This is a genomic window from Allorhizobium pseudoryzae (assembly GCF_011046245.1).
Lineage (GTDB): Bacteria > Pseudomonadota > Alphaproteobacteria > Rhizobiales > Rhizobiaceae > Neorhizobium > Neorhizobium pseudoryzae.
On sequence record NZ_CP049244.1, the window covers coordinates 524231 to 549742 of the forward strand.

Consider the following 25512-nt stretch of genomic DNA (forward strand, 5'->3'; position numbering starts at 1 on the left):
GATTTTACAGTCGCGATCACCAGATCGCCTCCAGCGCAGCGCGCTGGGTCTCCGCAGTTTCGATCCGGCGTCCCAACAGACGCAGGCTTTCCCGCACAGGCGCAATCAGCGCGGCATTGTTCGCCGCCACCTTGCCATCCGGCAGGAGTAGGTTGTTTTCGAAGCCGAGCCGCACATTGCCGCCCAAAAGAGCCGCCGCGACCGCGCAAGCCGCCTCGTCCCGCCCGAAGGCGCACATGCTCCAATGAGCAAAGGAGGGCGAGGCCTGAAGAAAATGCTGAAGATCCGCCGGGCTAGATTGCTGATGTGTCGTGTAGCGTCCCAGCACGAAGAGAACGGGAATATCCTGCGCCGGGATAAGCCCGCGCTGAAGCATCTCTTGCAAACGCTCAAGATCCGCCAGGTCATAGAGAATGATCTGCGGCATGACCCGCTCACGCCGCATCCATTCAAGCAGCACTGCAAAGGCACTTTCGTAGGAGGCGTCAGGCACGATCTCACGCAGCGCCATCGAACATGCCTCCGGATGCAGCACCCGCACCAGATCCATCTGTTCAGCGGGTTTAAAAATTCCCAGCGCCTCAGTGGTGATCTGAATGATCAGGCGATCCGACACACGGCCGCGGATGGCATCGATAGCTGCACGGTAGCGCGCCACATCCAGGCAATGACGCCCGGCGTCATCCCGCACATGAATATGGACCATGCTTGCGCCTGCATCCAGGCATTCCGCCGCGCATTCCGCCAGTTCTGCAGGCGAGAGCGGCAAGGCCGGATGATCGGCCTTCAACCGACGACCACCGTTGGGCGCAACCGCAATCGCTATGCCGCGACCGTGCTCGGCCGCAGTATGCAAGCTGTTCATTCTGATCCTCCCGAAGGGACACGCTCCTCATGTCCCATGACCGAAGCGTGCCGCCTCGGCGCTGCATCAATCACCGGCGTTGAACGGAAAATTGAGCGTGATCAAAATTTGCATAACGCAAATCCAATGTCAATTTGATCATGCTCATTTTTTTATGCAGTCGGGTCGGAAGTTTTAACCAGGCAGTGCCAGCGCGGAGGCCTGAGGAGAAAGGCCGGTCAGGACGATTTCGATCTGGCGGCGCAGCCGGTCGGTGCCAGCGTCCAGATCGAGGTCATCCTCGGAAAGCCAGATTCGCAGATCGACCTGATAGATCGCGAAGACGGTCTGGGCGATCAGATCGGCACCCGCGGTCGATGTGATGATACCTTTTTCCAGTGCCTCGCTGATCAGATCGATCAGCAGGTGGCGTAGCGCGTGCCGCGTTCGGTTGAACCGCTCGGCCTGCTTACCGGATTGATAAAAGTACATCTCACGCAAGGCCGCCCGCGACAGCACCGGACTTTCTGCAAAATACTGGTAGTGCCGTCGCAGGATGATCAACAGATTCCGCAGCAGCGAATATTCCGGTTGAATCGTCGCCCGGGCTTCGCTCACACAGGCCTCCAGCCCGTCGTTGACGATCAGGAACAGAAGATCGCGTTTCGTTTCGGCATAAACAAAAACCGTTCCCATGCCGACACCGGCCTGCGCGGCGATCTCACGGGTTGTCGTATCATCGAACCCCTTGGACAAAAACAGGTCGATAGCAGCCTTCTTGATACGGAGAAGCTTATCTTCCTTGTTTTTCTCACGCAGGCTCTCGCGTTTCATGAACACCCCAAACACGTCATCGCAGGCAGAACACCTCGCCACCAGTATGCGACCGGTGATGCAATGATCAAGAGGTCGATCAAAGTGGTGGGAAATGACGACTGGCGTTGGCGGCGTTCTGGTTGGGTGCCGGTCGAGCGGTTCGGCAGCGTGCACCCATTCACCGCTTCCCGGCATGGAACATCGCAGATCCCCCGCAAGACAGGTGTATCAACTAACCAGCAGTTCAGCGAAGCAATGCTGACGGCCGACTGTCAATCGGCGTCGTAACGGGACCCCTTATCGGCTCCCACAAGGGACCCCTGCCTCTGGTTGCATCGGGTCAGCGCGCGTAGGGCCCGGAGCTCTCCATTTAGCGCAGGGACCTGCGGGCGCGGGTTGTTTGTCTTTTCGGCTTTAGCTTTGAGAGCGGTTTTTAAAGCGCCAGGATTCGTTCCCGGTTTCCACGATCTCGCAATGGTGGGTGAGCCTGTCGAGCAGAGCGGCGGTCATCTTGGCGTCGCCGAATATGGCCGGCCACTCACCGAAGGCCAGGTTTGTCGTGACGATGATCGATATCCGCTCGTAGAGCCTGCTGATGAGATGGAAGAGGTGACCTTGCCCCGCTGAACTAATCCATTTTGAAGTAAGCTCTGGCCCATTGAGAGGACCAGAGAATGAAGCGTAATCGTTTTACAGACGAACAGATCATCGGCATTCTGAAGGAGCACGAGGCTGGCACGCCGGTCTTGGAGCTTTGCCGCAAGCACGGCGTCAACGATGCGAGCATCTATAAATGGAAGGCCAAATTCGGCGGCATGGAGGTATCCGAAGCCAAGCGGCTGAAGACGCTGGAGGACGAGAACACGAAGCTGAAGCGGCTTCTGGCGGATGCCATGCTCGACAATGCCGCTTTGAAGGACCTTTTGGGAAAGAATGTATGGTCCGCCTCGTCCGTGCAAGGGTTCGCGACATCGTGAATGACGATTCCAGTTGCATAAATGTATCCGGCCTCTCGCGAGTGGGCTGCGGTTGCAGCCAGGCCATGATGAGATCCGCACACGCCGTTCCCAATAAATGATTCGGGCACGAAGCCCGCTTTTTTGCACAGGGCTTACGGCATGTTGATCCACTGTTTCGTCATCACTATTCCCGAGCCTTGCAATCGAACCAGGAGCATCAGGCGAATGCAGGATCTCTGCGTTCGTAGAGCGCTCCCGGCTTGGTCAGGACGACCCAGACGATCCGGGCCATTTTGGCGGCAAGTGCGACAACTGCTTTGTTTGGATGCATTCTGGCTTGGAGACCATCCAGCCAGCTTCCCAGTCGATCCTTTGTTCGGTCGAGGTGTCGGAAGCAGGATCGGGCACCGTGGACCAGCAGTTTACGGACATACCGGTTGCCTCGCTTGCTGATCCCGAGGAGCTTCTGCTTCCCTCCGGTCGAGTATTCTCGCGGTACAAGGCCCAACCATGCGGCCAGATCACGCGCTTTCTGGAACTGTCTGCAGTTTCCAATAGCAGCAAGCAGTGCTGTCGCACCGAGAGCTCCGATCCCGGGGATTGTCATGAGCCGACGTGCAGCATCCTCTCGATCAGCGATTGCTTCGATCTCGCGCGTGACATCAGCAATCCGCTATTCCAACTGACGCAGATCGTCAAACAGATCGCCGAGCAGTTTGCGCATTGCCAGCGAAAGATCGTTTGCTGGATCTTTGAGAGCTTTGGGCAGGTCGAGCTTGAACAGACCTGCACCCTGCCGTAGCGCCACACCATATTCGAGGCAGAACGCCCGCATCTGGTTTATCAAGCGGGTTCGTGTGCCGATCATCTGGTCACGCACCCGGTGCAAGGCTTGGAGGTCGGCCTGCTCCTCAGTCTTGAGTGCGGCAAATCGCATCGTTGGTCGCGTGGCGGCCTCAGCGATCGCCTCCGCGTCGATGATGTCACTGGTGACGCCCGCGTCCAAGCGGAAAGCTGTCGCGCATCTGATGAGCCATCATGAGATGAGCGAACGGCGGGCGTGTAAAGCCATTGGTTTTTGCCGAATGACGATCCGTTACGAGTGCAGGCGCGACGACGATCATGAGCTTCGCGAGCGAATGAAGGCGTTGGCGCATGAACGCCGCCGCTTTGGATATCGACGCATTCATGTGCTGCTGAGGCGGGAGGGTCACCTCGTGAACCACAAGAGGCTCTTCCGGCTCTATCGGGAGGAGAAACTGACGGTACGCAAGCGCGGCGGTCGCAAGCGAGCGATAGGCACGCGAGCGCCGATGCTGGTGCCGATGGTGGCCAATGACCGTTGGTCGCTAGACTTCGTGTCGGATCAGTTCACCGATGGGCGCAGGTTGCGGATTCTCACCGTCGTCGATGATTGCACGAGGGAGTGCCTGGCGCTCGTCGCCGATACATCGCTTTCCGGTCTTCGCGTCGCACGGGAGCTTGATCGGATTATCGAGGAGCGCGGCAAGCCGAGGATGATCGTCAGCGACAACGGCAGCGAGTTCACCAGCAACGCGATCCTGCAATGGGCGGACCGGACCAAGGTTGACTGGCATTACATTGCGCCTGGCAAGCCTATTCAAAACGCCTTTATCGAAAGCTTCAACGGGCGGCTGCGAGACGAGCTCTTGAATGAAACTCTGTTCTCCTCGCTTGCTCACGCCCGGTCTGCGCTTTCAAACTGGCGTAGCGATTACAACGATCAACGCCCGCATTCAGGCCTTGGCTGGCTGACACCGGCCGAATTCGCTCAGACACTCAACCCGCGACGTGATGCGGTGCTGCGCAGCCGAAATGGCTCCACACCGCAACCCGCCGCTACCGAACCAACAACAGCAACCAAAAACCGCTGGAGCGAACTCAAAACTGGATAAAACTTGGGGGCAAGGTCACTTTATTGGATGTTTGGTTGCGGGGGCAGGATTTGAACCTGCGGCCTTCAGGTTATGAGCCTGACGAGCTACCGGGCTGCTCCACCCCGCGTTATTTCGGAACGGCGTTGCCGCGTTGCGACCCATTGTGATGTTGTGTTGGGTCGGTTTGATTGTTTGTGAGAAGATTTTGTATTGCCTTTAGCAGACCTGGCAGCGACCTACTCTCCCGCGTCTTGAGACGAAGTACCATTGGCGCAGGGGCGTTTCACGGCCGTGTTCGGAATGGGAACGGGTGCAGCCGCCCCGCCATGACCACCAGGTCAGCTAAGGGCAATGTATCCGGCGCGGTTTGGCGCCGGATTGTTTGAGAAGCTGGATTTTGAGCGAATAGGGATTAGCGAATAGCGAATAGTTTTTCGCGTTTGCTTTTCTTTTATCGCTGGATTTGAACACGTCTTTGGCTTGAAGAGCGTCAGGATGTTGCGATGTCTATTCGCCACATCCTATTCGCTATTCGCTCATTTTGTGATGAGCATTGTCAATGGGAACGATGAAGTCGATCGGGCTATTAGTAAGGCTAAGCTTCATGCATTGCTGCACGTCCACACGCCTCCTATCAACGTGGTCGTCTTCCACGGCCCTGATAGGGAATACTCGTTTTCAGGTGGGTTTCCCGCTTAGATGCCTTCAGCGGTTATCCCTTCCATATATAGCTACCCTGCTATGCCGTTGGCACGACAACAGGTCCACCAGAGATATGTCCATCCCGGTCCTCTCGTACTAGGGACAGATCCTGTCAATATTCCTACACCCACGGCAGATAGGGACCGAACTGTCTCACGACGTTCTGAACCCAGCTCACGTACCGCTTTAATTGGCGAACAGCCAAACCCTTGGGACCTGCTCCAGCCCCAGGATGCGATGAGCCGACATCGAGGTGCCAAACAACCCCGTCGATATGGACTCTTGGGGGTCATCAGCCTGTTATCCCCGGCGTACCTTTTATCCGTTGAGCGATGGCCCTTCCACGCGGGACCACCGGATCACTATGACCGACTTTCGTCTCTGCTCGACTTGTCAGTCTCGCAGTCAGGCGGGCTTATGCCATTGCACTCGACGAGCGATTTCCGACCGCTCTGAGCCCACCATCGCGCGCCTCCGTTACTCTTTCGGAGGCGACCGCCCCAGTCAAACTACCCACCATACACTGTCCCGGGCCCGGATAACGGGTCGCGGTTAGACATCCATGACGATAAGGGTGGTATTTCAAGGATGGCTCCACAGAGACTGGCGTCCCTGCTTCAAAGCCTACCACCTATCCTACACATGCCGACACGAATGCCAGTGTAAAGCTATAGTAAAGGTGCACGGGGTCTTTCCGTCTGACCGCAGGAACCCCGCATCTTCACGGGGAATTCAATTTCACTGAGTCTCTGCTGGAGACAGCGGGGAAGTCGTTACGCCATTCGTGCAGGTCGGAACTTACCCGACAAGGAATTTCGCTACCTTAGGACCGTTATAGTTACGGCCGCCGTTTACTGGGGCTTCGATTCAAAGCTTGCACCTCTCCTCTTAACCTTCCAGCACCGGGCAGGCGTCAGACCCTATACGTCGTCTTACAGACTTCGCAGAGCCCTGTGTTTTTGATAAACAGTCGCTACCCCCTGGTCTGTGCCACCCCACAAAAGTTGCCTCAAGTGGGGTCACGCTTCTTCCGAAGTTACGCGTGCAATTTGCCGAGTTCCTTCAGCAGAGTTCTCTCAAGCGCCTTGGTATACTCTACCTGACCACCTGTGTCGGTTTCGGGTACGGTCTATAATGGTGGTGCTATTTCCTGGAACCATTTCCTCGCCCGTTCAATCCAATAAGAACGAACAAGTTACATGATCCGTCACATCCACCAGGCCCACGAATATTAACGTGGTTCCCATCGACTACGCGTGTCCGCCTCGTCTTAGGGGCCGGCTAACCCTGCTCAGATTAACTTTAAGCAGGAACCCTTGGTCTTTCGGCGAGGGGGTCTCTCACCCCCTTTATCGTTACTCATGTCAACATTCGCACTTCCGATACCTCCAGAGGCCCTCACGGGTCCTCCTTCACAGGCTTACGGAACGCTCCGCTACCACATGCCTTGCGGCATATCCTCAGCTTCGGTGCATGGCTTTAGCCCCGTTACATTTTCGGCGCAAAGACCCTTATTTAGACCAGTGAGCTGTTACGCTTTCTTTAAATGATGGCTGCTTCTAAGCCAACATCCTGGTTGTTTTGGGATCCTCACATCCTTTCCCACTTAGCCATGACTTGGGGACCTTAGCTGGAGGTCAGGGTTGTTGCCCTCTTCACGACGGACGTTAGCACCCGCCGTGTGTCTGCCGAGTAGTACTCCCAGGTATTCGGAGTTTGGTTAGGATCAGTAAGACGGTGAGTCCCCATAGCCCATCCAGTGCTCTACCCCCTGGGGTATTCGCTCGACGCTCTACCTAAATAGATTTCGCGGAGAACCAGCTATCTCCGAGTTTGATTGGCCTTTCACCCCTAGCCACAAGTCATCCCAATCTATTGCAACAGATGCGGGTTCGGTCCTCCAGTTGGTGTTACCCAACCTTCAACCTGCTCATGGCTAGATCACTCGGTTTCGGGTCTAATGCGTCGAACTGAACGCCCTGTTCAGACTCGCTTTCGCTGCGCCTACACCTACCGGCTTAAGCTTGCTCGACACACTAAGTCGTTGACCCATTATACAAAAGGTACGCCGTCAGGCTCACGCCCTCCGACTGCTTGTAGGCATCCGGTTTCAGGTTCTATTTCACTCCCCTCGTCGGGGTGCTTTTCACCTTTCCCTCACGGTACTTGTTCGCTATCGGTCATGCACGAGTACTTAGGCTTGGAGAGTGGTCTCCCCATGTTCAGACAGGATTTCACGTGTCCCGCCCTACTCAAGGACATTCAAGACATCTACGTCTACGGGGCTGTCACCCACTGCGGCCGACTTTTCCAAATCGTTCGACTTCTATCTTGAATGCCACTGGCCTGGTCCGCGTTCGCTCGCCACTACTTACGGAGTCTCGGTTGATGTCCTTTCCTGCAGGTACTTAGATGTTTCAGTTCCCTGCGTTCGCTTCTAACCCCTATGTATTCAAGGTTAGATACCTTATTTGCGATACTTGGAACTTCATGCGTCTTCGACGCGGCGAATAGCGAGTAGCGAGTAGCGAATAGTTGGTCAAAAACCCTATTCGCTATTCGCTAAGAACTATTCGCTCATGCGCCAACGGCGCATCAGATTCCCAAGTATCTTAAGGTGGGTTGCCCCATTCGGAGATCCATGGATCAAAGCTCATTCGCAGCTCCCCACGGCTTATCGCAGCGTATCACGTCCTTCTTCGCCTGTGCATGCCAAGGCATCCACCAAATGCCCTTACGACACTTCATCGTTCTCATTGCCAATGCTCATCCGTATTGGGAGCGAATAGGTCCTAGCGAGTAGCGAATAGAATTTTCAAAACTATTCGCTATTCGCTATTCGCTCATAACTCCCAAAACCTGGCTACCTTTTACAACCAGGCCTCTCAGATGCCATCGACGTGTTCGATCAGATCGCTTTATCTGGGGTCACGCCGAGCGACCCACTTCGCGTCTGATCATAAGACCAGCTTCTCGAGATCAAATCCGAGGATGCGCGGTCAGGCAACATCCACCAGACCGTCCGTCAGACAAAGGCCAAAGCCCTCGAACAACAAACGATCCTTGACTGGCATCGAGGTCGCCCTCGATCCGGATCAATCTTCTCTTCACAATACGGACAAAACAGGCACAAACGCGAACCGCGTCGTGCAAAACACTGACTTTCTAGGAAGACAACATCACGCTAGCTGTATCACACCCATACAGGGCGATAGCCCGCCGCCGATCGTTCGGCGCACATCCATGCCAATATGGCTGGAGCGCAGCAAACGACGTTTGCGACAGCGTGAGGACAAAATCATGGTGGAGCTGAGCGGGATCGAACCGCTGACCCCCTGCTTGCAAAGCAGGTGCTCTCCCAGCTGAGCTACAGCCCCATCCAGCGCTTCAACCGAACAGGACTACCCCAACCGGCTCCAGCAACATTCAATCCCAAAACAACCAACCGGAACACGTCGCCCCAAACCCAACCAGCAAACAAGCAATGGTGGGCCCGGGAAGACTTGAACTTCCGACCCCACGCTTATCAAGCGTGTGCTCTAACCAACTGAGCTACGGGCCCATTCCGGAGGGCCATCAAGGCCTATCCTGTCAAATTGTCTTCCAAAGAAAGAGAAACGTGGTCGGCGGATTTCGCCATACCGTGAACCTGCAAGCAGTGTTCCGGCGTATTTCATTTCGATCGTGACCTGACTGGTCCGATCTATGTTCTAAAAAGCACGGGAAGGTTCATCCTAATCAAGTTAGGCGTCTTACCAATTCCACAGCTTCCTTAGAAAGGAGGTGATCCAGCCGCAGGTTCCCCTACGGCTACCTTGTTACGACTTCACCCCAGTCGCTGACCCTACCGTGGTTAGCTGCCTCCTTGCGGTTAGCGCACTACCTTCGGGTAAAACCAACTCCCATGGTGTGACGGGCGGTGTGTACAAGGCCCGGGAACGTATTCACCGCGGCGTGCTGATCCGCGATTACTAGCGATTCCAACTTCATGCACTCGAGTTGCAGAGTGCAATCCGAACTGAGATGGCTTTTGGAGATTAGCTCACACTCGCGTGCTCGCTGCCCACTGTCACCACCATTGTAGCACGTGTGTAGCCCAGCCCGTAAGGGCCATGAGGACTTGACGTCATCCCCACCTTCCTCTCGGCTTATCACCGGCAGTCCCCTTAGAGTGCCCAACCTAATGCTGGCAACTAAGGGCGAGGGTTGCGCTCGTTGCGGGACTTAACCCAACATCTCACGACACGAGCTGACGACAGCCATGCAGCACCTGTGTCCAGGCCACCGAAGTGGAAACCACATCTCTGTGGCGGTCCTGGCATGTCAAGGGCTGGTAAGGTTCTGCGCGTTGCTTCGAATTAAACCACATGCTCCACCGCTTGTGCGGGCCCCCGTCAATTCCTTTGAGTTTTAATCTTGCGACCGTACTCCCCAGGCGGAATGTTTAATGCGTTAGCGGCGCCACCGAACAGTAAACTGCCCGACGGCTAACATTCATCGTTTACGGCGTGGACTACCAGGGTATCTAATCCTGTTTGCTCCCCACGCTTTCGCACCTCAGCGTCAGTTGTGGACCAGTCAGCCGCCTTCGCCACTGGTGTTCCTGCGAATATCTACGAATTTCACCTCTACACTCGCAATTCCACTGACCTCTTCCACACTCAAGACACCCAGTATCAAAGGCAGTTCCGAGGTTGAGCCCCGGGATTTCACCCCTGACTTAAATGTCCGCCTACGTGCGCTTTACGCCCAGTAATTCCGAACAACGCTAGCCCCCTTCGTATTACCGCGGCTGCTGGCACGAAGTTAGCCGGGGCTTCTTCTGTAGGTACCGTCATTATCTTCCCTACTGAAAGAGCTTTACAACCCTAAGGCCTTCATCACTCACGCGGCATGGCTGGATCAGGCTTGCGCCCATTGTCCAATATTCCCCACTGCTGCCTCCCGTAGGAGTTTGGGCCGTGTCTCAGTCCCAATGTGGCTGATCATCCTCTCAGACCAGCTATGGATCGTCGCCTTGGTAGGCCTTTACCCCACCAACTAGCTAATCCAACGCGGGCCGATCCTTTGCCGATAAATCTTTCCCCCGAAGGGCTCATACGGTATTAATTCCAGTTTCCCGGAGCTATTCCGTAGCAAAGGGTACGTTCCCACGCGTTACTCACCCGTCTGCCGCTCACCCCGAAGGATGCGCTCGACTTGCATGTGTTAAGCCTGCCGCCAGCGTTCGTTCTGAGCCAGGATCAAACTCTCAAGTTGAGAATTCAATCTAGACTAATCACTTGTTCTGAATCGACGAGAACTCACTTGGTCCTTTACATCAAAACCATCCACGCTTCACAGCGCCGTATGGCCCGGTTCGGGTCCCGTCATCGCAAAGCAATGGCGAAAGGCATCCGAACCCAGCAAAGAACCGGTGTTCTCATATCAAAACGTGACCGTCTCTAATCGTTTTCAATAGAGAGCTAAAAGCTCTCCGCGAAACCGCGCCGACCACGTTTCTCTTTCTTATCCATATTCAATTGTCAAAAAACAGACCACACAAAGCAGTCAAATCCAAAGTCAATCAACCACCCGAGCCAAAACCGAAATCTCGGCTCACATTCGCCATTCGCCAATGTCGTGATCAAAAACCCAGCAAAATCAACAAACCAACCAACCCGAAAGCCAACCAATCCATCAATTTCACCAGAACGAGAACCGCCGTCGCCAGCAGCGCCGCCGCCCTCGTTGGTGAAGCGGGTTATACGGATCACACCACAAACCGTCAACACCAACCGTCGTAAAAAATTCAAAAAAACGACAAGCTATTGAAAGATATCATGTATTGCGCGTTCTGGACAAAACAGTGCCCGCAGGGCGGTTGTGACCGTCTCATTCGGACGCCCGGCCGAGGGTTTGCGGCAGCCTGAATCCGGAAGGCGGTGTCGGCGGTGCCTTCGGTGGCGTGTCGGATCGGACGAAGATGTTGTACCGTCGCCCCTCGCCGCTTTCGCGTTCGATCTCAATCCGCCCGTAGCCGAGAATGAAAGGCTGATCCCGATCCTGTTCGACCGTCCGGCGCACCAGACCTTCCACATAGCGAGAATTGATCGGCGCAAAGACGTGAAGCGCTTTGGCCATGCTCTCCGCCATGGGCTTTAAGGCATTCCCATCATAGAGGTTCAGCTTGGCGCGGAAGATGCGCAATGTGTGCCCGCGTCCGGAAACCTGCAGGAAAAGAATATCGTCGCTGTTCGGGTATCGCCGTTCCGCAAGGCAGGTCCAATCGCCGGCGGCCGTCAGAAATTCCGGCTTGGCCTCGCCGGTCGTGCTGATCGCGTGGCAACGTCTTTCGGGATCGGCCTGCAAGAACCCGGCATGGCGCTCACCTGGAGGCGCCGGGTTTGCCATCAATCGTTCGACCAGAGAGATGTGAGACCGAGGCGGTGACGGGGCATTACTCAGGTGCTGGGAGGCTGGAGATCGCTGGACCGGCCGGATTTCAACAGGCGGGCGTTCGGTCTCTTCGATCGGCACACCCAGCCAGCGGCTCAGTTGCTTCAGGTTCTGTCCGTCACGCGCGAGGAGAAAAACGGCAAAGACCGGCACGACGAACAGAAGCAGAAAGCCCAGAAACGGGAGCCGCGATATCCTTCTTTGCATGATCCGCCTTCGCCGCCGACCCACCGCTTCTACGGTTTCGGCAGACAAGGCCGTTACCACGCTTTGCCGTGTTTGCGAAGCAGCCGGGCCGCCGGTCGCTCCTCACGCCTCGGCGGTCGCCGGGTTCTTCGACCAATGGTCCCGCAACACATGCTTTTGCGGCTTGCCGGCCGCATTGCGCGGAATGGCATCCGAATAGACGATGTGGGCAGGTCGTTTGTAGGCGGCGAGCGTCTGCGCGCACAGCGCCTTCAACGTCTCCTCGCTGACGCTTTCGCCGGGTCGCAGGACCACGAAGGCCACGCCCACCTCGCCCCAACGGGAATCCGGAACGCCGATCACCGCGACTTCGGCAACGGCCGGATGGCCGGCGATAACGCCTTCGATTTCGGCGGGGTACACATTCTCACCGCCACTGATGAACATGTCCTTCAGACGGTCGGCGAGGATATGGAAGCCGTCCTCGTCCCGCTTGGCCATGTCACCGGAGCGGAACCAGCCATTGGTGAAGGCGGCCTGCGTCTGGTCCGGCTTGTTCCAGTAACCGGGAGTGACGGACGGGCCCTTCAACCAGATCTCGCCGATTTCGCCGGCATCCACCTCGCGACCGTCCTGGTCGCAGATCTTCAACTCGATCAGAGGCGCGGGGAACCCGATACTGCCATGCCGTGTCGCAATGGCGTCTGCATCGAGCGGCATGTGCATCACGGTTCCGGCTTCGCTCATGCCGTAGCCGTTCACGAGCGCGACGCCGTCGGCGAGATAGGCCGCAACGAGCGGTGGGGGAAGCGGCGCGCCGCCGATGAAGATCGCCTTCAGACGCCGCATGCGATCCGGTGCATAGCCCGGCTGATCGCGCAGGATCGATGCCATCTGCGGCACGGCGAAATAATGGGTGACTCCGAGGGTCTCGTCATTGAGGCAGGCGATGGTCCGGTCCGGCATGAAGCGATCCGAGATGACGAGCGTGCCGCCCATCATCAATGTCGTGCGCGCAATCGCCACCAGCCCGATCGTATGGAAAAACGGCAGATCACAGAAGGTGACGGAACCCGGCGTAACCTCGCCGACGAAGGAAAAATTGACCGCGGAATAAAAAAGGTTCCGGCGGGTCAGAATGACGCCCTTGGGCGTGCCCGTCGTTCCGGATGTATAAAGCAGGATCGCCGGCAGATCGGCATCGCCCTTCAAGCGGACAGTCGGGCCTGCGGCTGCCAGACGCGCATCCAGCCCATCGGGCCCGCCGCCGAACGGAAACAGCATCACCCGGGGTACGTGTTCCGCAAGACCTTTAGCCACCGGCTCGAACTCCGGTTCGTAAACCACGAGCTCGGGGTCGCAATCGGCGATGATGGCCGACAGTTCGGCGGCATTCAGACGCCAGTTCAGCGGCACGAAGATGGCCCGGATACGCTGGCAGGCGAAGGCCAGCACCAGAAGATCGACGCAGTTGCGCGCCAGGCCCGCGACCCGGAACTGGTCTCCCCGCGATCCGAACAGGCCGTGAAGAAGCGATGCGCAGCGGGCGATCCGATCATCCAGCGCAGCATAGGTCAGGCTCGATCCGTCGTTCAACGTTCTGACAGCAACGATGTTCGGCGACACCTTCGCCCGGTAACCGACAGGATCCTCCGCCACCAGCGTAAAGGAATTGCCCTTGGCGAAGCTGGCCATATCCACTTCGGTCGTCTGCATCTTTTCTCCTCCGGATCGCCTCCACGATCAATTGTATGCAACACATACAATCATGCGATTTGCTTGGCAAGCATCTCGTTGCCGCATCTTACGTCTCAAACTCCGTCCGCTGCTTGCATGGCTGGCCAGAGCGGCCCTTGAAGGGCTTGCCTTCACGCCCGATTTACCGGCACCCTAGACGGTGTGGGTAGATTGGAGAAACGAGTCAATGGGTAACGGGGCCACCGGACACGACGCCAGCGGCAGTGACGAGAACGAGGGGCTCGAACGTCGCTGGCTGACGGGGCTCGTGGGTTATCACCTGCGCATGGCGCATCTGGCCCTCTACCGCGACTTTGCCGCGAACATGACGGAATTCGATCTGACGCAGAAGCAGCTTGCGGCTCTTGAATTGATTGCCACCAATCCCGGCGCATCGCAGGTGGATATCGCCAACGCCTTATCGATGGACCGAGCGACGATGATGGGCATGGTCAAACGGCTGATGGCGCGCGGTTTCATCGAGCGCCGGTCCTCGGCCGTCGACCGGCGCCGGCACGAAATGCGGCTGAGCACGTCCGGCCAGGAGGTTCTTGGCCGTGTTCACGGAATCATCGACCGGCACGAGAAGGATTTCTGTTCCGTGCTTTCGGAGGATGAGCGCCGCGACCTTATTCGCATGCTGCGCCGGCTGTACGAGCGCCCGCCCACTTGAGCCGCAGCCGCGAAGCACAAGTGGGCTTGACGGTTCGCTCGTCTGCGCGGACAAGACAGCCACATTGCAGGAGATGAACGCCGATGATCCCACCACTCGCCTTTGTCACGCGTCTTGATGTCGAGGAAGAGACGATCTGGCTGGAGATTCTTCGGCGTGCCATGCCGGATGAGCGTATCCTGCCCTTCCGGGACATGACGGAAGAAGAGCGGCGCCTGGCGGAAATCGCCATTGTCGCCAATCCGGACCCGGCCGATGTCGCAGCCCTCAGCGGCCTGTCTTGGATCCACAGCCTGTGGGCAGGCGTCGAACGGCTGGTGCTGGAACTCGGCAGCACCGCGCCGCCGATTGTGCGCCTGGTCGATCCGGAACTGTCGCGCGTGATGGGCGAGGCGGTGCTGGCCTGGACCTATTACCTGCAGCGTGACATGCCCGCCTATCGTGCAAGCCAGGCGGAAGGCCGGTGGGCGCCGCGCGAGTACCGTCATCCGTCCGAGATGTCCGTCGGCCTCCTGGGCCTTGGAGCCCTTGGCATGGAAGCCGGTCGTCGGCTGACAGAGGCGGGTTTCCGCGTCCAGGGCTGGAGCCGCAGCCCGAAGGCGCTTCCGGACATCGTCACCCTCTCGGGTGAGGAGGGCCTCGACAGCCTGCTGTCCACCAGCGATATCATTGTCTGTCTTCTGCCGCTGACGACCGACACGCGCGGCCTGCTGACTGTCGACCGCCTGATGCGGATGCCGCAAGGTGCTTCGCTGATCAACTTTGCCCGTGGCGCCATTATCGTTGCCGATGATCTGATCCGGGTACTGGACAGAGGTCATCTCGACCATGCCGTGCTGGATGTCTTCGAGAAGGAACCCCTCGATCAGGCCTCGCCGTTCTGGTCACATCCCAGGGTCACGGTGCTTCCGCACGTCTCTGCCCCGACGACGCCTTCCAGTGCCGCCCGGATCGTGGCGGGCAACATCGCGACCTGGCGCCGAACCGGGGCCTTGCCGCAGACGGTGGACCGCAGCCGCGGGTATTGACGAAGGTTCGAGGCAACCCGCCCGGGCCACCGTTGCCTTTCGCCTGGCTCCTGATGCATCATGCCAGCGGGGCAGCAATGGCTGGCGCAGGCGGGGGCATCCAACCGAATGAGTTACTTCGACAGAGCGGCGGTTGTCGCCCACTCTCTTCATACAATCCGCAGCATCGGCATGGCGGTGGCGGCGCTCCTGCTTACCCTTGCGCCCGCCTCTGCGGTGCTGGCCCAGAATGCCTCGCCGGCCCCCATCACGATCATGGTCAAACCTGGCCAGGATGTCTCGGATCTTGACGCTGCCATTCGTGCCGCCGAACAGGCTGGCCGGTCGGTCATCCTGCAGGTGGAGGCGCAACAGCCCACCAGCAGCCCGACCACCACCGCACCGGCGCCGACACAGACAGCGTCGGACCCCACGGTGGCGATGGACAGCATGTGGATGTTCAGCGACCTTGTTTTATCCTTTCAACTGGGGATGCAGAGGGCGATCGCCGGCTTCAGGGGACTGCCGGCCGCGTTCCAATCGAGCTGGCAGATCCTGTCTGCCGAGGCGGAGGGGCCGTCGCGCGCCGGTTTGGCGGCACTGGTCTCGGCACTGGCCGGGCTTGCCGCGGCCTATGTCGTCCGCATGGCCCTGACCCGCCTGTCCTTGCGGATCAAACCGAAGCACGCCTTCTCGGTCGCCGTCCTGCGGCTTGCCTTCGATGCGATCGCCATCTTGTCCTTCATTACCACCGCCTATCTGGTGCTGCACCAGATGGCCATTCCCCGCACCTTCACCCGACAAGTGGCAGGCTCGTTCCTCGCCATCCTGACCGGGGGCCTCGTTTATGCGGCTGCCGGGCGGTTCCTGTTCAAATCGAATGGCGATGACAAACCGCCGCTGCTCGATATCGCCAGGCCGTACTGGCATTTCCGCATGCTGTTGGCCTACGGCGTGCTCAACGCCTTCATTGCCAATTCGGTGCGGCTTGCCGATGTGCGCATGGTCGAGGCGACAGCGGCGGACAGCTGGCTTTTCCTGACGGTCTCGGTTCTGACCATTCTGAAACTCTGGTGGTTCATTGCCGGTCGCCAGGATATCGCCACTGCCTTTGCCGGCAGGGAGTCTGGCCATATCCGGCGCTTCGTCGGCAATGTGCTGGCCGACTTCTACATCGTCTCGGCTGTCCTGATCTGGCTGGCCGGACTTCTGGTCGCCGGCACCTCGCAAAACACGGTCTGGGCGAAGGCCGCCGGCACGACGCAGTTCCTGATGATCATGATCCCGGTGCTCGACCGGGGAATCGTGACGCTTCTCGCCACCCTGGCAAAAAAGCGGGAGGAACAGCAGGGCCGCGATTTTATCGGCATCGTGCTTAGAAGTCTCGGCACGCCCCTGGCCGGCGCTGTCTGGCTGATCGGCCTGCATATCGTCGTCCAGCTCTGGCAGCCGCTGATGATGGGCGCCTCCACCCTCGTCACCACCTGGTTGATCTGGCTGGAGCGGCTGAGTTTCGCGCTCATCGTCAGCTGGACGATCTGCAGCTTCCTGCTGCGGTATTTTGATGCCGTGGCGCCCACCAACGCTCCCATCATTCCCGGTCAGGAGGACGAGGCGAAGGTGGAGACGAGCCGCATCAGCACCATCCTGCCGGTGGTGCGCAATCTGATCCTCGGTGCGGTGGTCGCGATTGCCGGACTTGTGATCATCTCGACCGCCGGCGTCGATGTCGCACCGCTGCTCGCCGGGTTCGGCGTGCTCGGCCTTGCTCTCTCCTTCGGTTCCCAGACGCTGGTGAAGGATGTCGTCTCCGGCATCTTTTTCCTGGCTGAGGACGCCTTCCGCATCGGCGAGTACATCAACACCGGCAAGCTCGTCGGGACGGTCGAGCAGATTTCGCTGCGCTCCATCCGGCTTCGCCATCATAACGGCCCGATCCATACCATCCCGTTCGGGCAGATCAGTTCGGTGACGAACTACAGCCGCGACTGGGGGACCATCAAGTTCGAGCTGCGCTTCGACCGCGATGCGGATCTCGAAATGATCCGCAAGACCGCGAAGAAGGTCGGCATCGGCCTGCTCGATCATCCGGAATTCGGCGACTATTTCCTGGTTCCGGTCAAGATGCAGGGCATTCACGACGTGAACGAGACCTCGATGGTGATCCGCTTCAAGTTCACGGCCCGGCCAGGCAAGCCGACACTCATCAAGCGGGAGGCGATGAAACGGCTGCTGGCAGCCTTCAAGGAGGCGGGCCTGCCGCTCGCCTCGAATGCGGTCGTGGTTCGCTCGGGCAGCGGGCAGATGCTGGAATCGGGCGGCGCGGCCGCCACGGTCATTCCACTGCCGGCAAACCAGATGTAGCGCCGCTTTTCGGTTTACCTTCGTTTGCTCCGGCGTCTAAAGTCGGGCCCGCGTTTCGCTTCGCTGTGAAACAAACGATTTACGATGGATTGGATACCTCATGCTGCACGATAATGCCTTTGCCCGCCTGTCCGATTTCGAAGAAACACATGCCGAATTCACGGCCATTCGCCAACATCTGCATGCCCATCCGGAGCTCTCGCACGAGGAAGCCGAAACTGCCCGTTTCGTGGCGGAAAAGCTCGAAGCCTGGGGATATGAGGTCACGCGCGGCATTGGCGGCCATGGCGTCGTCGGACGCCTGAAAGTGGGCGAAGGTACAAAAAGCATCGGCATTCGCGCCGACATGGATGCCCTGCCAATCCAGGAAGAGACGGGGCTCGCCTATGCCAGCACCGTTGCCGGCAAGATGCACGCCTGCGGCCATGATGGACACACGACGGTGCTCCTGGCCGCCGCCGAATATCTGGCGCGCACCCGCCGCTTTTCGGGCACCCTCAATCTCATCTTCCAGCCGGCTGAGGAAGCGAGCGGCAGAAGCGGCGCACAGCGCATGATCGCCGACGGCCTGTTCCAGCGTTTCCCCTGCGATGCCGTCTTCGGTCTGCACAATCACCCCGGCGTCGCGGAAGGCCACGTCATGGTGCGGCCCGGCGCCATCATGGCGGCCTCGGATACGGCAATGATCACCATCGTGGGAAAGGGCGGCCACGCGTCGCGCCCGCATCTGGCGATCGACCCGATCTATATTGCCAGCCTGCTGGTCGTGGCCCTGCAGTCCGTCGTGTCCCGCAGCATCGACCCCACCCAGACATCGGTCGTGACCGTCGGGGCGATTCATGCCGGCGATGCGGCGAATGTGATCCCCGAAACGGCGACGATGGCGCTCAGCATCCGCTCCTTCGATGCCGCCATTCGCGACAGGCTGCAGGCGCGAATCCAGGCTCTCACGACCTCGATTGCCGAGGGACATGGCGCAACGGCCGAGGTGGATTACGTGCGTGGTACGCCTGTCGTCGTCAATTCGGAGGGCGAAACGAGCTTCGTGCGGCAGGTGGCAGAAGAGCTTCTGGGCGAAGACAAGGTCAGCCTCTGCCCGCTGATCCCCGGCAGCGAGGATTTTGCCTATATGCTGGAGGAATGCCCCGGCAGCTTCGTGCGGCTCGGCAATGGCCTTTCCTCGGCCTTCCTCCATAATCCGCGCTATAATTTTGCCGATGACAACATTCCGGTCGGCGCAGCCCTCTGGGCGCGACTGACGGAACGCTTCCTCGCGGACTGAATGCCGCAGCGCGCAGTTGCCGCAGACAGGGAACCTTCCCCGCGCTCTTCAGTTGCCGAATGGACGATCCATCCGGCAACAGGAGAAGAGCCATGTCCGATACGCCCGACCACGACACCGTGAAATACGATGGCCCCGCCGGTGGATGGGGTTCGCTGCGCGGCATCACGCGCATCTTCGGCGCCGAATGGCCGACACCCGGCGCGCTCGAAACGCTGTCACGCCAGAACAAGCCGGGTGGCTTCATGTGCGTGTCTTGCGCCTGGACGAAGCCCGCCAAGTATCACACCTTCGAATTCTGCGAAAACGGCGCCAAGGCCACGCTGTGGGAATTGACCACCCGCCGTTGTACGCCGGATTTCTTCGCGAAACACACCATCACCGAACTTCGCGAGTGGAACGATTACGACCTCGAGCAACAGGGCCGTCTGACGCATCCGATGCGGCTTGACCGCGCTGAGGACAAATATGTTCCCTGTTCCTGGGAAGAGGCGTTTTCCGCCATCGGCAGCGAGTTGAAGGCGCTCGATCCGAAGTCCGTGGTGTTCTATGCATCGGGGCGTGCGAGCCTCGAAACCTCCTATCTTTATGCCCTGTTTGCCCGGCTCTATGGCAACAACAATCTGCCGGACAGCTCGAACATGTGCCACGAGACAACGTCGGTCGGGCTCAAGAAGGTCATCGGTGCATCCGTCGGCACCTCCGTCTTCGAAGACTTCTCCACCTGCGACGCGATCTTTTTCTTCGGACAGAACACCGGTTCCAATAGCCCGCGCTTCCTGCATCCATTGCAGGAGGCTGTGAAACGCGGCTGTCGCATCGTCACCTTCAACCCGGTCAGGGAAAAGGGGCTGGTGGCCATGATCAACCCGCAAAGCCCGACGGAAATGCTCACCGGAGATGAGACGCCGATTTCCTGCCAGTATCTGCAGGTGAAAGCCGGCGGCGATATCGCGGCTATTCTCGGTCTCTGCAAACACGTGCTCGACAAGGAGGATGAGGCAAAGGCGCGCGGCGACAGCGTTCTCGACCATGATTTCATCAAGAGCCACACCCACAACTTCGACGCCTTCGTGGCCATGGTGCGGGCGACGACCTGGGACGAAATCGAAGCAAATTCCGGTCTCGCGCGGGAAGCGCTTCAGGCTGCTGGTCAGGTTTATGTGGAGGCCGACAAGGTGATCGGCATCTACGGCATGGGGCTCACCCAGCAGGTCCACGGGTTCGAGAATATCGCAATGCTGGTCAACCTTCTGCTGATGAAGGGCAATATCGGCCGTGACGGCACCGGCATTTCTCCGGTGCGCGGCCACTCCAACGTGCAGGGCCAGCGCACGGTCGGCATATCCGAGAAGCCGGAACTGGTGCCGATGGACAAACTCGCCCGGCTTTATGGGTTCGAACCGCCGATGGAGAAGGGCGTCAACACGGTCGAGGCCTGCGAAGGCATACTGGCCGGCGACGTGAAAGGGTTTGTCAGCCTTGGCGGCAACTTCATCCGCGCCATTCCGGAACGCGGGGCGATGGAAGAGGCCTGGCAGCATATGCGCCTGACGGTGCAGATCGCCACGAAGCTCAACCGCAGCCATCTCGTCAACGGCGAAGTGGCCTATCTGCTGCCGTGTCTTGGCCGTTCCGAAGAAGACATGCAGGAAACGGGTCCGCAGACGGTGACGATGGAAGACAGTTTCAGCTGCATCCATGGTTCGATCGGAAGGCGCCGGCCGGCAAGCGAACATCTTCTCTCCGAAATGGCAATCGTGGCGGGCATCGCCAAGGCGACGGTTCCCCAGAACCCGCGCGTCAAGTGGGATGAATGGGTGGGTGATTACGGCAAGGTGCGCGACCTGATCGAGGCGACCTATCCCGAGGATTTCCGCGACTTCAACAAGCGGATGTTTACGCCCGGCGGCTTCTACCGCGGCAACAGTGCGCGCGAGCGCATCTGGAAGACCGAAAGCGGAAGAGCCGAATTCACCGTGCCCAAGGAGCTTTCCGCCGCCGGTTTCGAGGACAAGCCGGGCCGTTTCCGCCTGATCACGCTGCGCAGCAACGACCAGTTCAACACGACGATCTACGGCTACAGCGACCGGCTGCGGGGTATCGAAGGCACCCGTGACGTGCTGCTGATCAATCCGCAGGAGATGGCGCGAGCCGGCCTCAAGGAAGGCCAGATCGTCGGGCTCGCGACGGATGTCGATGATGGCCGTCCGCGCGGCGTCACGGGTCTGAAGGTCCTGCCCTTCGATCTGCCGGATGGCTGCGTTGGCGGCTATTACCCGGAACTCAACTGGCTGATCCCGCTGTCACACCACGACGTGCAGTCGAAAACGCCGGCGGCGAAATCCGTGCCGGTGCGCATCCTTACCTGAGGATCACGCTGAGGGAGCCGTCACTTTCCAAGATGACGGCTTCCGCATCCTGAATGGATTGCCCGCCATTGGAGCGGACTGCGCTCAGCACCTCGTCTTCCGTCAGGCGCTGGCTTTGCAAGGCACCCCGGCAGAAAGTGCCCTGATGCGCCACGAGGCTCGGCTCCGAGCGCACGAGTTTTGCGAATCCATTCGACTGCACGGAGAGAAAGGCCACGAGATACTGCAGCCCGATCAACACGGCGAGGGCCGTCGCACCTTCGGCCAAAGCAATGCTTTCCTGCAACAGAACCGCTGAAAGCGTGGAGCCGAGAGCGACCGTGACCACCAGATCGAAGGCGTTAAGTTTTGCCAGCGTCCGTTTGCCCGAAATTCTCAGAAACAGCACGAGGCTGGCATAGGCCAGCGCGCCCACGATCACCGTGCGCACGATGCCTTGCCAGTTTTGAAAGAACATTTCGGACCAGTTCATATGTTGACCTCGTTTTTCATCTCGAGGGAACAAGGCGCCGCACCCCAATGTTCCTGAAGCCCCGATGTAAATGAGTGAGACCCCATGCTCTCCCCTCTCGAACTGATCTCCGTTCTTTTGACCCTCACCGCCATCTTCGGCTGGGTGAACGAGCGTTTCTTCAAACTGCCGGAGACGATCGGCGTTCTGATCATGGGCCTGATCGCCTCGATCCTGCTGTTGATCGTCGAACTCGTCTTTCATGACATTGCGCTCTACGAAGATCTGGCGCGGGTGGTGCGGCAGGTTGATTTTCAGCGGACCGTACTGGATGGCATGCTGGCTTTCCTTCTGTTTGCCGGGGCTCTGCATGTGGATTTCAGCGCCCTGCGCGACCGGGCCTGGGTTGTTGCTGCCATGGCAAGCCTTGGCGTTGTGTTATCGACGCTGCTGGTTGGCTCGGGGATCTGGCTGGCCAGCCAGGCGATCGGCACGCCCCTGCCCTTCATCTGGGCCCTCGTTTTTGGCGCCCTGATCAGTCCCACCGATCCGGTCGCCGTGCTGGCGACGCTGAAATCGGTGAAGGTGCCGCAATCGCTGGAAGCCGACATGAGCGGCGAGTCGCTGTTCAATGATGGCATCGGCGTCGTGGTCTTCACCATCATGCTGACGATTGCGACAGGGGAAGGCCATAGTGCCGCCGGCTTCAGCGGTGCGGCAAACCTGCTGGCGCTGGAGGCTGTCGGCGGTGCAGCGGTGGGACTTGCCGGCGGATATATTGCCTTTCTCGCCATGCAGCGGATCGACAATTATTCGATCGAAGTGCTGATCTCGCTCGCTCTGGTGGCCGGTCTTTACGCGCTCGCCTCCCGGCTCGGCATGAGCGGCCCGATTGCTGTTGTTGTGGCCGGTCTTTTTGTCGGCAATCGCGGCCCCAAACGCGCCATGAGCGACCTCACCCAGCGGTACCTCTTCGGGTTCTGGACACTGATCGACGAAATCCTGAACGCGATCCTGTTCCTGCTGATCGGGCTGGAGGTCCTGGTGCTGCGGCTTGATCCCTCGCTCAGTCTGCTGCCTCTGGCCGCAATCCCGATCGCGCTTCTGGCACGCTGGATCTCGGTCAGCCTGCCCGTGTTGGTCCTGTCGCGCGTGAAGCCCTTCGTGTCCGGCACCATCGCAACTCTCACCTGGGGCGGCCTCAAAGGCGGCATTTCCGTCGCCCTCGCCCTGTCTATCCCCGAAGGGGACTACAAATCCGTGATCCTAGCTGCCACCTATACGGTCGTCATCTTTACCATCATCGTGCAGGGGCTGACCTTGCGCCGGCTGGTGCAGAAGGTGGTGACCTAGCTCATTCGGCTGCGGATCTGCTGGCATCCGGCGGGTGCGACGCGGCACTGCGGGCGCCACGCTGCAGGTAATCCCGCACATAGATCTCCCGCACCAGAACGATGGCGAGTGCCGTCAGCGGCGTTGCGAGCGCCAGTCCCAGAATGCCGAACAGGGCGGCAAGCAGGATCTGCACCGACAGAATCAGCGCCGGCGGCAGGTGGACTTCGTGACGCTGGATGAGTGGCGTCAGCAAATAGCTTTCCAGCGTCTGGACGCTCACATAGACCACCAGAACCCACACCACCATGGCCATGCCGCTGGGCAGAGCCAGCGACAGGGCGGGCAAACAGGCGAGGATCGGGCCGATATTCGGGATGAAGGCCAGAAGGGCGGCGATGAGGCCAAGAAGAAAGGGCAAGGGCAGCCCGATGGCCCACAATCCCAGTGCCGTCAGCACGCCGACCGCCGTCATGGACAGGAACTGTGCCTTCAGCCAGTGGCGCAGTTGAGAGACGGACCGCCTCAGGACCTCTTCGCCGCGGGCGGATGTTTCCGGCGGCAGTAACGCAATCAGCCCGCGCCGATAGATGCCCGGCTCCAATGCGCCGTACAGCCCGATGAACAGAATGATGACGATGTTGCCGAGACCGCCGAAGGTCGTCGTGACAGCAGAAGTCGCCGTTGAGCGGAAACTGCCGGTCATCAGGTCTTCCACCGAAAGCCGGGCCATGATGTCCTGACCCCACTGGTAATGGTTGAGCCAGCCTTCGAGCCGCTCCAGCGCCTTTGGAATGGCGTCCGATAGCTGGTCGATCTGCTCCGCGACCGATGGCGTGAACCAGATGCCCATCACGATCAGCGCCACGGCGATAAGCAGGGTGAAGACGACCACCCCGGCCCTGTCGCTCATTTTGGTCCAGGCCGAAATCCGGCTACCGCCGGCGCTGAGAAGGATGGCAAACAGCAAACCGGCAAAGGTGAGAAGCAGCATGGACGGTGCCGCGATCATCAGCAGGACCAGCACCAGCAGCAGAACATAAACAGAGATTTTCGAGCGGGACATACGGTTCTCCGGAGAAGCCCGTCAAACGTCTGTCAGTCGGCAGGGTTCCCGTTGCCCTTCCCTTAGCTTACCAGCGAAGCAGAAAACGTCCGAGAGACGCCCCCGTCACGGTCACGACCATCACCGCCAGACCGTACCAGGTCGCGACGAACAACGGGCTGTCATCCGTGCAATGGAACGCGTAAGCCGATACGGCAATCCCGCCCGCCGCAAGTCCGGCCAGTGCACCCGCCAAAGTCGGGCTTTCCGGGGCCCCGTGCTTCAAGGCCAGCAACAGGGCGATAAGCGGCGGCAGAGCCAGAAGAGGAACGGAAATCAGGCAAAACACCGAGTTCCGGCCGATCAGGTTGGCAAGCCAGACGGAGCGAGGCAGCACCATCAGTTCCGCGGCCACGGCGAGAAGCAGCAAACCGGCAGGCAGGAACAAGAGAAGCGCCACAGAGCGGATGCCGATCCCCGGCTGGCCGATGCGTCGAACGAGCAGGATGGCAGCCAGTGCAAACAGCACCGAGATCGTGATCTTGGCAATCACGCGCATCGTTTCCATCTGGATCAAAAGATCTGCCCGCAGGCCGAACTCCGCCAGCAGCAGTGTCGTGGTGCAAAGCCCACCTGCAACGAGAGCGAGATTCATTAGCGGCAGGAGCCTTCGCCTCACCGCAGTGTCCTGCGCCAGCAGGTTGATCAGATCATCCGTCTTCACCAGTCTTACTCCGATAAATCTGCGCCAGCGACTTCAGCGCCCGATGCAGCGACACGCGCACGGCAACCTCGGTCATCTTCAAACGCGTCGCCGTTTCGCGAACACTTGCACCTTCGATAGAGATCGAGCGGACAATATCTCGCTGCGGCTCCTTCAATCGTGTCAGCACCTGTTCCGCGTCCAGCCGATCCGCCGTGCTGAACTCCGGATCGATCGCCAGGCTTTCCAGGACATCGTCCAGCGGGACGTTGATGTGGCGGCCGCGCCGACGCAGCGCGTCGATCAGCTTGTTGCGCACGATCGCCGATAGCCATGGACCGATCGGGCGCGCCGGATCCCAAGTCCCGCGCTTCAGATGCACGGCCAACAACACATCCTGGACGATATCCTCGGCCTCGCTGGGGGGCGCCCCCAAGAGGTCGCACTTTCGCCGTGCCACCATTCTCAAATGCGGGGTCACGCCCGTTAGAAAACGATGATACGACTGCGCATCGCCTGCCATGGCGGCGCGCATCCAAGTCGCCCATTGCTCTTCACGCATCGAATGTGTCACTCGACATCCTTACGTTCCCTCAAGGACGATTGTTACATTGCCTGATGCAAATTTCACCCGTTTGAGAGCGCGCATCGACACAAATCTGCGTGGGCATGGCAATCGTGCGGCAACAGCCGCCTAGATGGC

15 protein-coding genes, 3 tRNA genes, 3 rRNA genes and 4 pseudogenes are annotated in these 25512 nt (G+C 59.2%); 8 read left to right on the forward strand and 17 right to left on the reverse strand.

Features of this window, described 5'->3' with window-relative positions; all coding sequences use genetic code 11:
- Positions 1–16 precede the first annotated feature (16 nt).
- The 3 genes and pseudogenes from G6N78_RS21350 to G6N78_RS21360 form a co-directional block, all read right to left on the reverse strand.
- Positions 17–865, reverse strand: a complete 849-nt coding sequence (locus G6N78_RS21350) for a beta-keto acid cleavage family enzyme (RefSeq protein ID WP_165223625.1) — start codon at positions 863–865, stop codon at positions 17–19.
- A gap of 174 nt (positions 866–1039) precedes the next feature.
- Positions 1040–1855 (reverse strand): TetR/AcrR family transcriptional regulator, encoded by an 816-nt coding sequence (locus G6N78_RS21355; protein WP_234906079.1) that lies wholly within the window; start codon positions 1853–1855, stop codon positions 1040–1042.
- A gap of 219 nt (positions 1856–2074) precedes the next feature.
- Positions 2075–2275, reverse strand: a pseudogene (locus G6N78_RS21360) (ATP-binding protein); the annotation flags it as partial.
- Between the two features lie 59 nt (positions 2276–2334).
- Here G6N78_RS21360 and G6N78_RS21365 point away from each other — a divergent pair.
- Positions 2335–2598 (forward strand): annotated as a pseudogene (locus G6N78_RS21365) (transposase); the annotation flags it as partial.
- 238 nt (positions 2599–2836) lie between these two features.
- Here the strand turns inward: G6N78_RS21365 and G6N78_RS21370 are convergent.
- A pseudogene (locus G6N78_RS21370) lies at positions 2837–3607 on the reverse strand (IS110 family RNA-guided transposase); the annotation flags it as partial.
- Here G6N78_RS21370 and G6N78_RS21375 point away from each other — a divergent pair.
- Positions 3606–4535 (forward strand): annotated as a pseudogene (locus tag G6N78_RS21375) (IS3 family transposase); the annotation flags it as partial. The pseudogenes G6N78_RS21370 and G6N78_RS21375 sit on opposite strands and share 2 nt — an antisense overlap.
- Positions 4536–4567: 32 nt before the next feature.
- Here the strand turns inward: G6N78_RS21375 and G6N78_RS21380 are convergent.
- From G6N78_RS21380 to G6N78_RS21420, 9 genes are all read right to left on the reverse strand, one after another.
- Positions 4568–4644, reverse strand: a tRNA-Met gene (locus G6N78_RS21380).
- 96 nt (positions 4645–4740) lie between these two features.
- Positions 4741–4855: ribosomal RNA gene (gene rrf, locus G6N78_RS21385) — 5S ribosomal RNA — on the reverse strand.
- Positions 4856–5082: 227 nt separating this feature from the next.
- Positions 5083–7968: ribosomal RNA gene (locus G6N78_RS21390) — 23S ribosomal RNA — on the reverse strand.
- A 552-nt stretch (positions 7969–8520) separates the two neighbouring features.
- Positions 8521–8596 (reverse strand) — tRNA-Ala (locus G6N78_RS21395).
- Between the two features lie 108 nt (positions 8597–8704).
- A tRNA-Ile gene (locus tag G6N78_RS21400) sits at positions 8705–8781 on the reverse strand.
- 214 nt (positions 8782–8995) lie between these two features.
- Positions 8996–10478 (reverse strand): 16S ribosomal RNA (locus G6N78_RS21405).
- Together the 16S, 23S and 5S rRNA genes with 3 tRNA genes alongside form the textbook arrangement of a ribosomal RNA operon.
- 266 nt (positions 10479–10744) lie before the next feature.
- Positions 10745–10975 (reverse strand): hypothetical protein, encoded by a 231-nt coding sequence (locus tag G6N78_RS21410; RefSeq protein ID WP_165223627.1) that lies wholly within the window; start codon positions 10973–10975, stop codon positions 10745–10747.
- Between the two features lie 118 nt (positions 10976–11093).
- On the reverse strand, positions 11094–11912 hold the full coding sequence (locus G6N78_RS21415) for a DUF6030 family protein (protein WP_165223629.1): 819 nt from the start codon (positions 11910–11912) through the stop codon (positions 11094–11096).
- A gap of 54 nt (positions 11913–11966) precedes the next feature.
- A complete protein-coding gene (locus G6N78_RS21420; protein ID WP_234906080.1) occupies positions 11967–13559 on the reverse strand; it encodes an AMP-binding protein in 1593 nt (530 codons plus the stop codon).
- Between the two features lie 208 nt (positions 13560–13767).
- Here G6N78_RS21420 and G6N78_RS21425 point away from each other — a divergent pair, with 208 nt between their 5' ends.
- The 5 genes from G6N78_RS21425 to G6N78_RS21445 all read left to right on the forward strand — a co-directional run bounded on the left by G6N78_RS21425 (position 13768) and on the right by G6N78_RS21445 (position 21278).
- A complete protein-coding gene (locus G6N78_RS21425) occupies positions 13768–14253 on the forward strand; it encodes a MarR family winged helix-turn-helix transcriptional regulator (RefSeq protein ID WP_165223631.1) in 486 nt (161 codons plus the stop codon).
- A gap of 83 nt (positions 14254–14336) precedes the next feature.
- Positions 14337–15281, forward strand: a complete 945-nt coding sequence (locus G6N78_RS21430) for a 2-hydroxyacid dehydrogenase (RefSeq protein WP_165223633.1) — start codon at positions 14337–14339, stop codon at positions 15279–15281.
- 108 nt (positions 15282–15389) lie between these two features.
- A complete protein-coding gene (locus tag G6N78_RS21435) occupies positions 15390–17624 on the forward strand; it encodes a mechanosensitive ion channel family protein (RefSeq protein ID WP_165223635.1) in 2235 nt (744 codons plus the stop codon).
- 100 nt (positions 17625–17724) lie between these two features.
- Positions 17725–18906: a M20 aminoacylase family protein gene (locus G6N78_RS21440; protein ID WP_165223638.1), complete on the forward strand. Its 1182-nt coding sequence runs from the start codon at positions 17725–17727 to the stop codon at positions 18904–18906.
- A gap of 92 nt (positions 18907–18998) precedes the next feature.
- Complete coding sequence (locus G6N78_RS21445; protein ID WP_165223641.1) at positions 18999–21278, forward strand: FdhF/YdeP family oxidoreductase; 2280 nt, start codon at positions 18999–19001, stop codon at positions 21276–21278.
- On the opposite strand, the gene G6N78_RS21450 is transcribed toward G6N78_RS21445, so the two are convergent.
- Positions 21271–21750, reverse strand: a complete 480-nt coding sequence (locus tag G6N78_RS21450) for a DUF421 domain-containing protein (RefSeq protein WP_165223644.1) — start codon at positions 21748–21750, stop codon at positions 21271–21273. The two genes, G6N78_RS21445 and G6N78_RS21450, sit on opposite strands and share 8 nt — an antisense overlap.
- An 84-nt stretch (positions 21751–21834) precedes the next feature.
- Here G6N78_RS21450 and G6N78_RS21455 point away from each other — a divergent pair, with 84 nt between their 5' ends.
- Positions 21835–23082: a cation:proton antiporter gene (locus G6N78_RS21455; protein ID WP_165223647.1), complete on the forward strand. Its 1248-nt coding sequence runs from the start codon at positions 21835–21837 to the stop codon at positions 23080–23082.
- Position 23083: 1 nt separating this feature from the next.
- On the opposite strand, the gene G6N78_RS21460 is transcribed toward G6N78_RS21455, so the two are convergent.
- From G6N78_RS21460 to G6N78_RS21470, 3 genes are all read right to left on the reverse strand, one after another.
- Complete coding sequence (locus tag G6N78_RS21460) at positions 23084–24127, reverse strand: AI-2E family transporter (protein ID WP_165223650.1); 1044 nt, start codon at positions 24125–24127, stop codon at positions 23084–23086.
- 67 nt (positions 24128–24194) lie between these two features.
- Entirely contained in the window at positions 24195–24830 is a 636-nt protein-coding gene (locus tag G6N78_RS21465; RefSeq protein ID WP_165223653.1) for an NrsF family protein, read from the reverse strand.
- Positions 24817–25383 (reverse strand): sigma-70 family RNA polymerase sigma factor, encoded by a 567-nt coding sequence (locus G6N78_RS21470; RefSeq protein ID WP_165223656.1) that lies wholly within the window; start codon positions 25381–25383, stop codon positions 24817–24819. Before G6N78_RS21470 ends, G6N78_RS21465 begins: the two co-directional genes overlap by 14 nt.
- Positions 25384–25512: the final 129 nt, after the last annotated feature.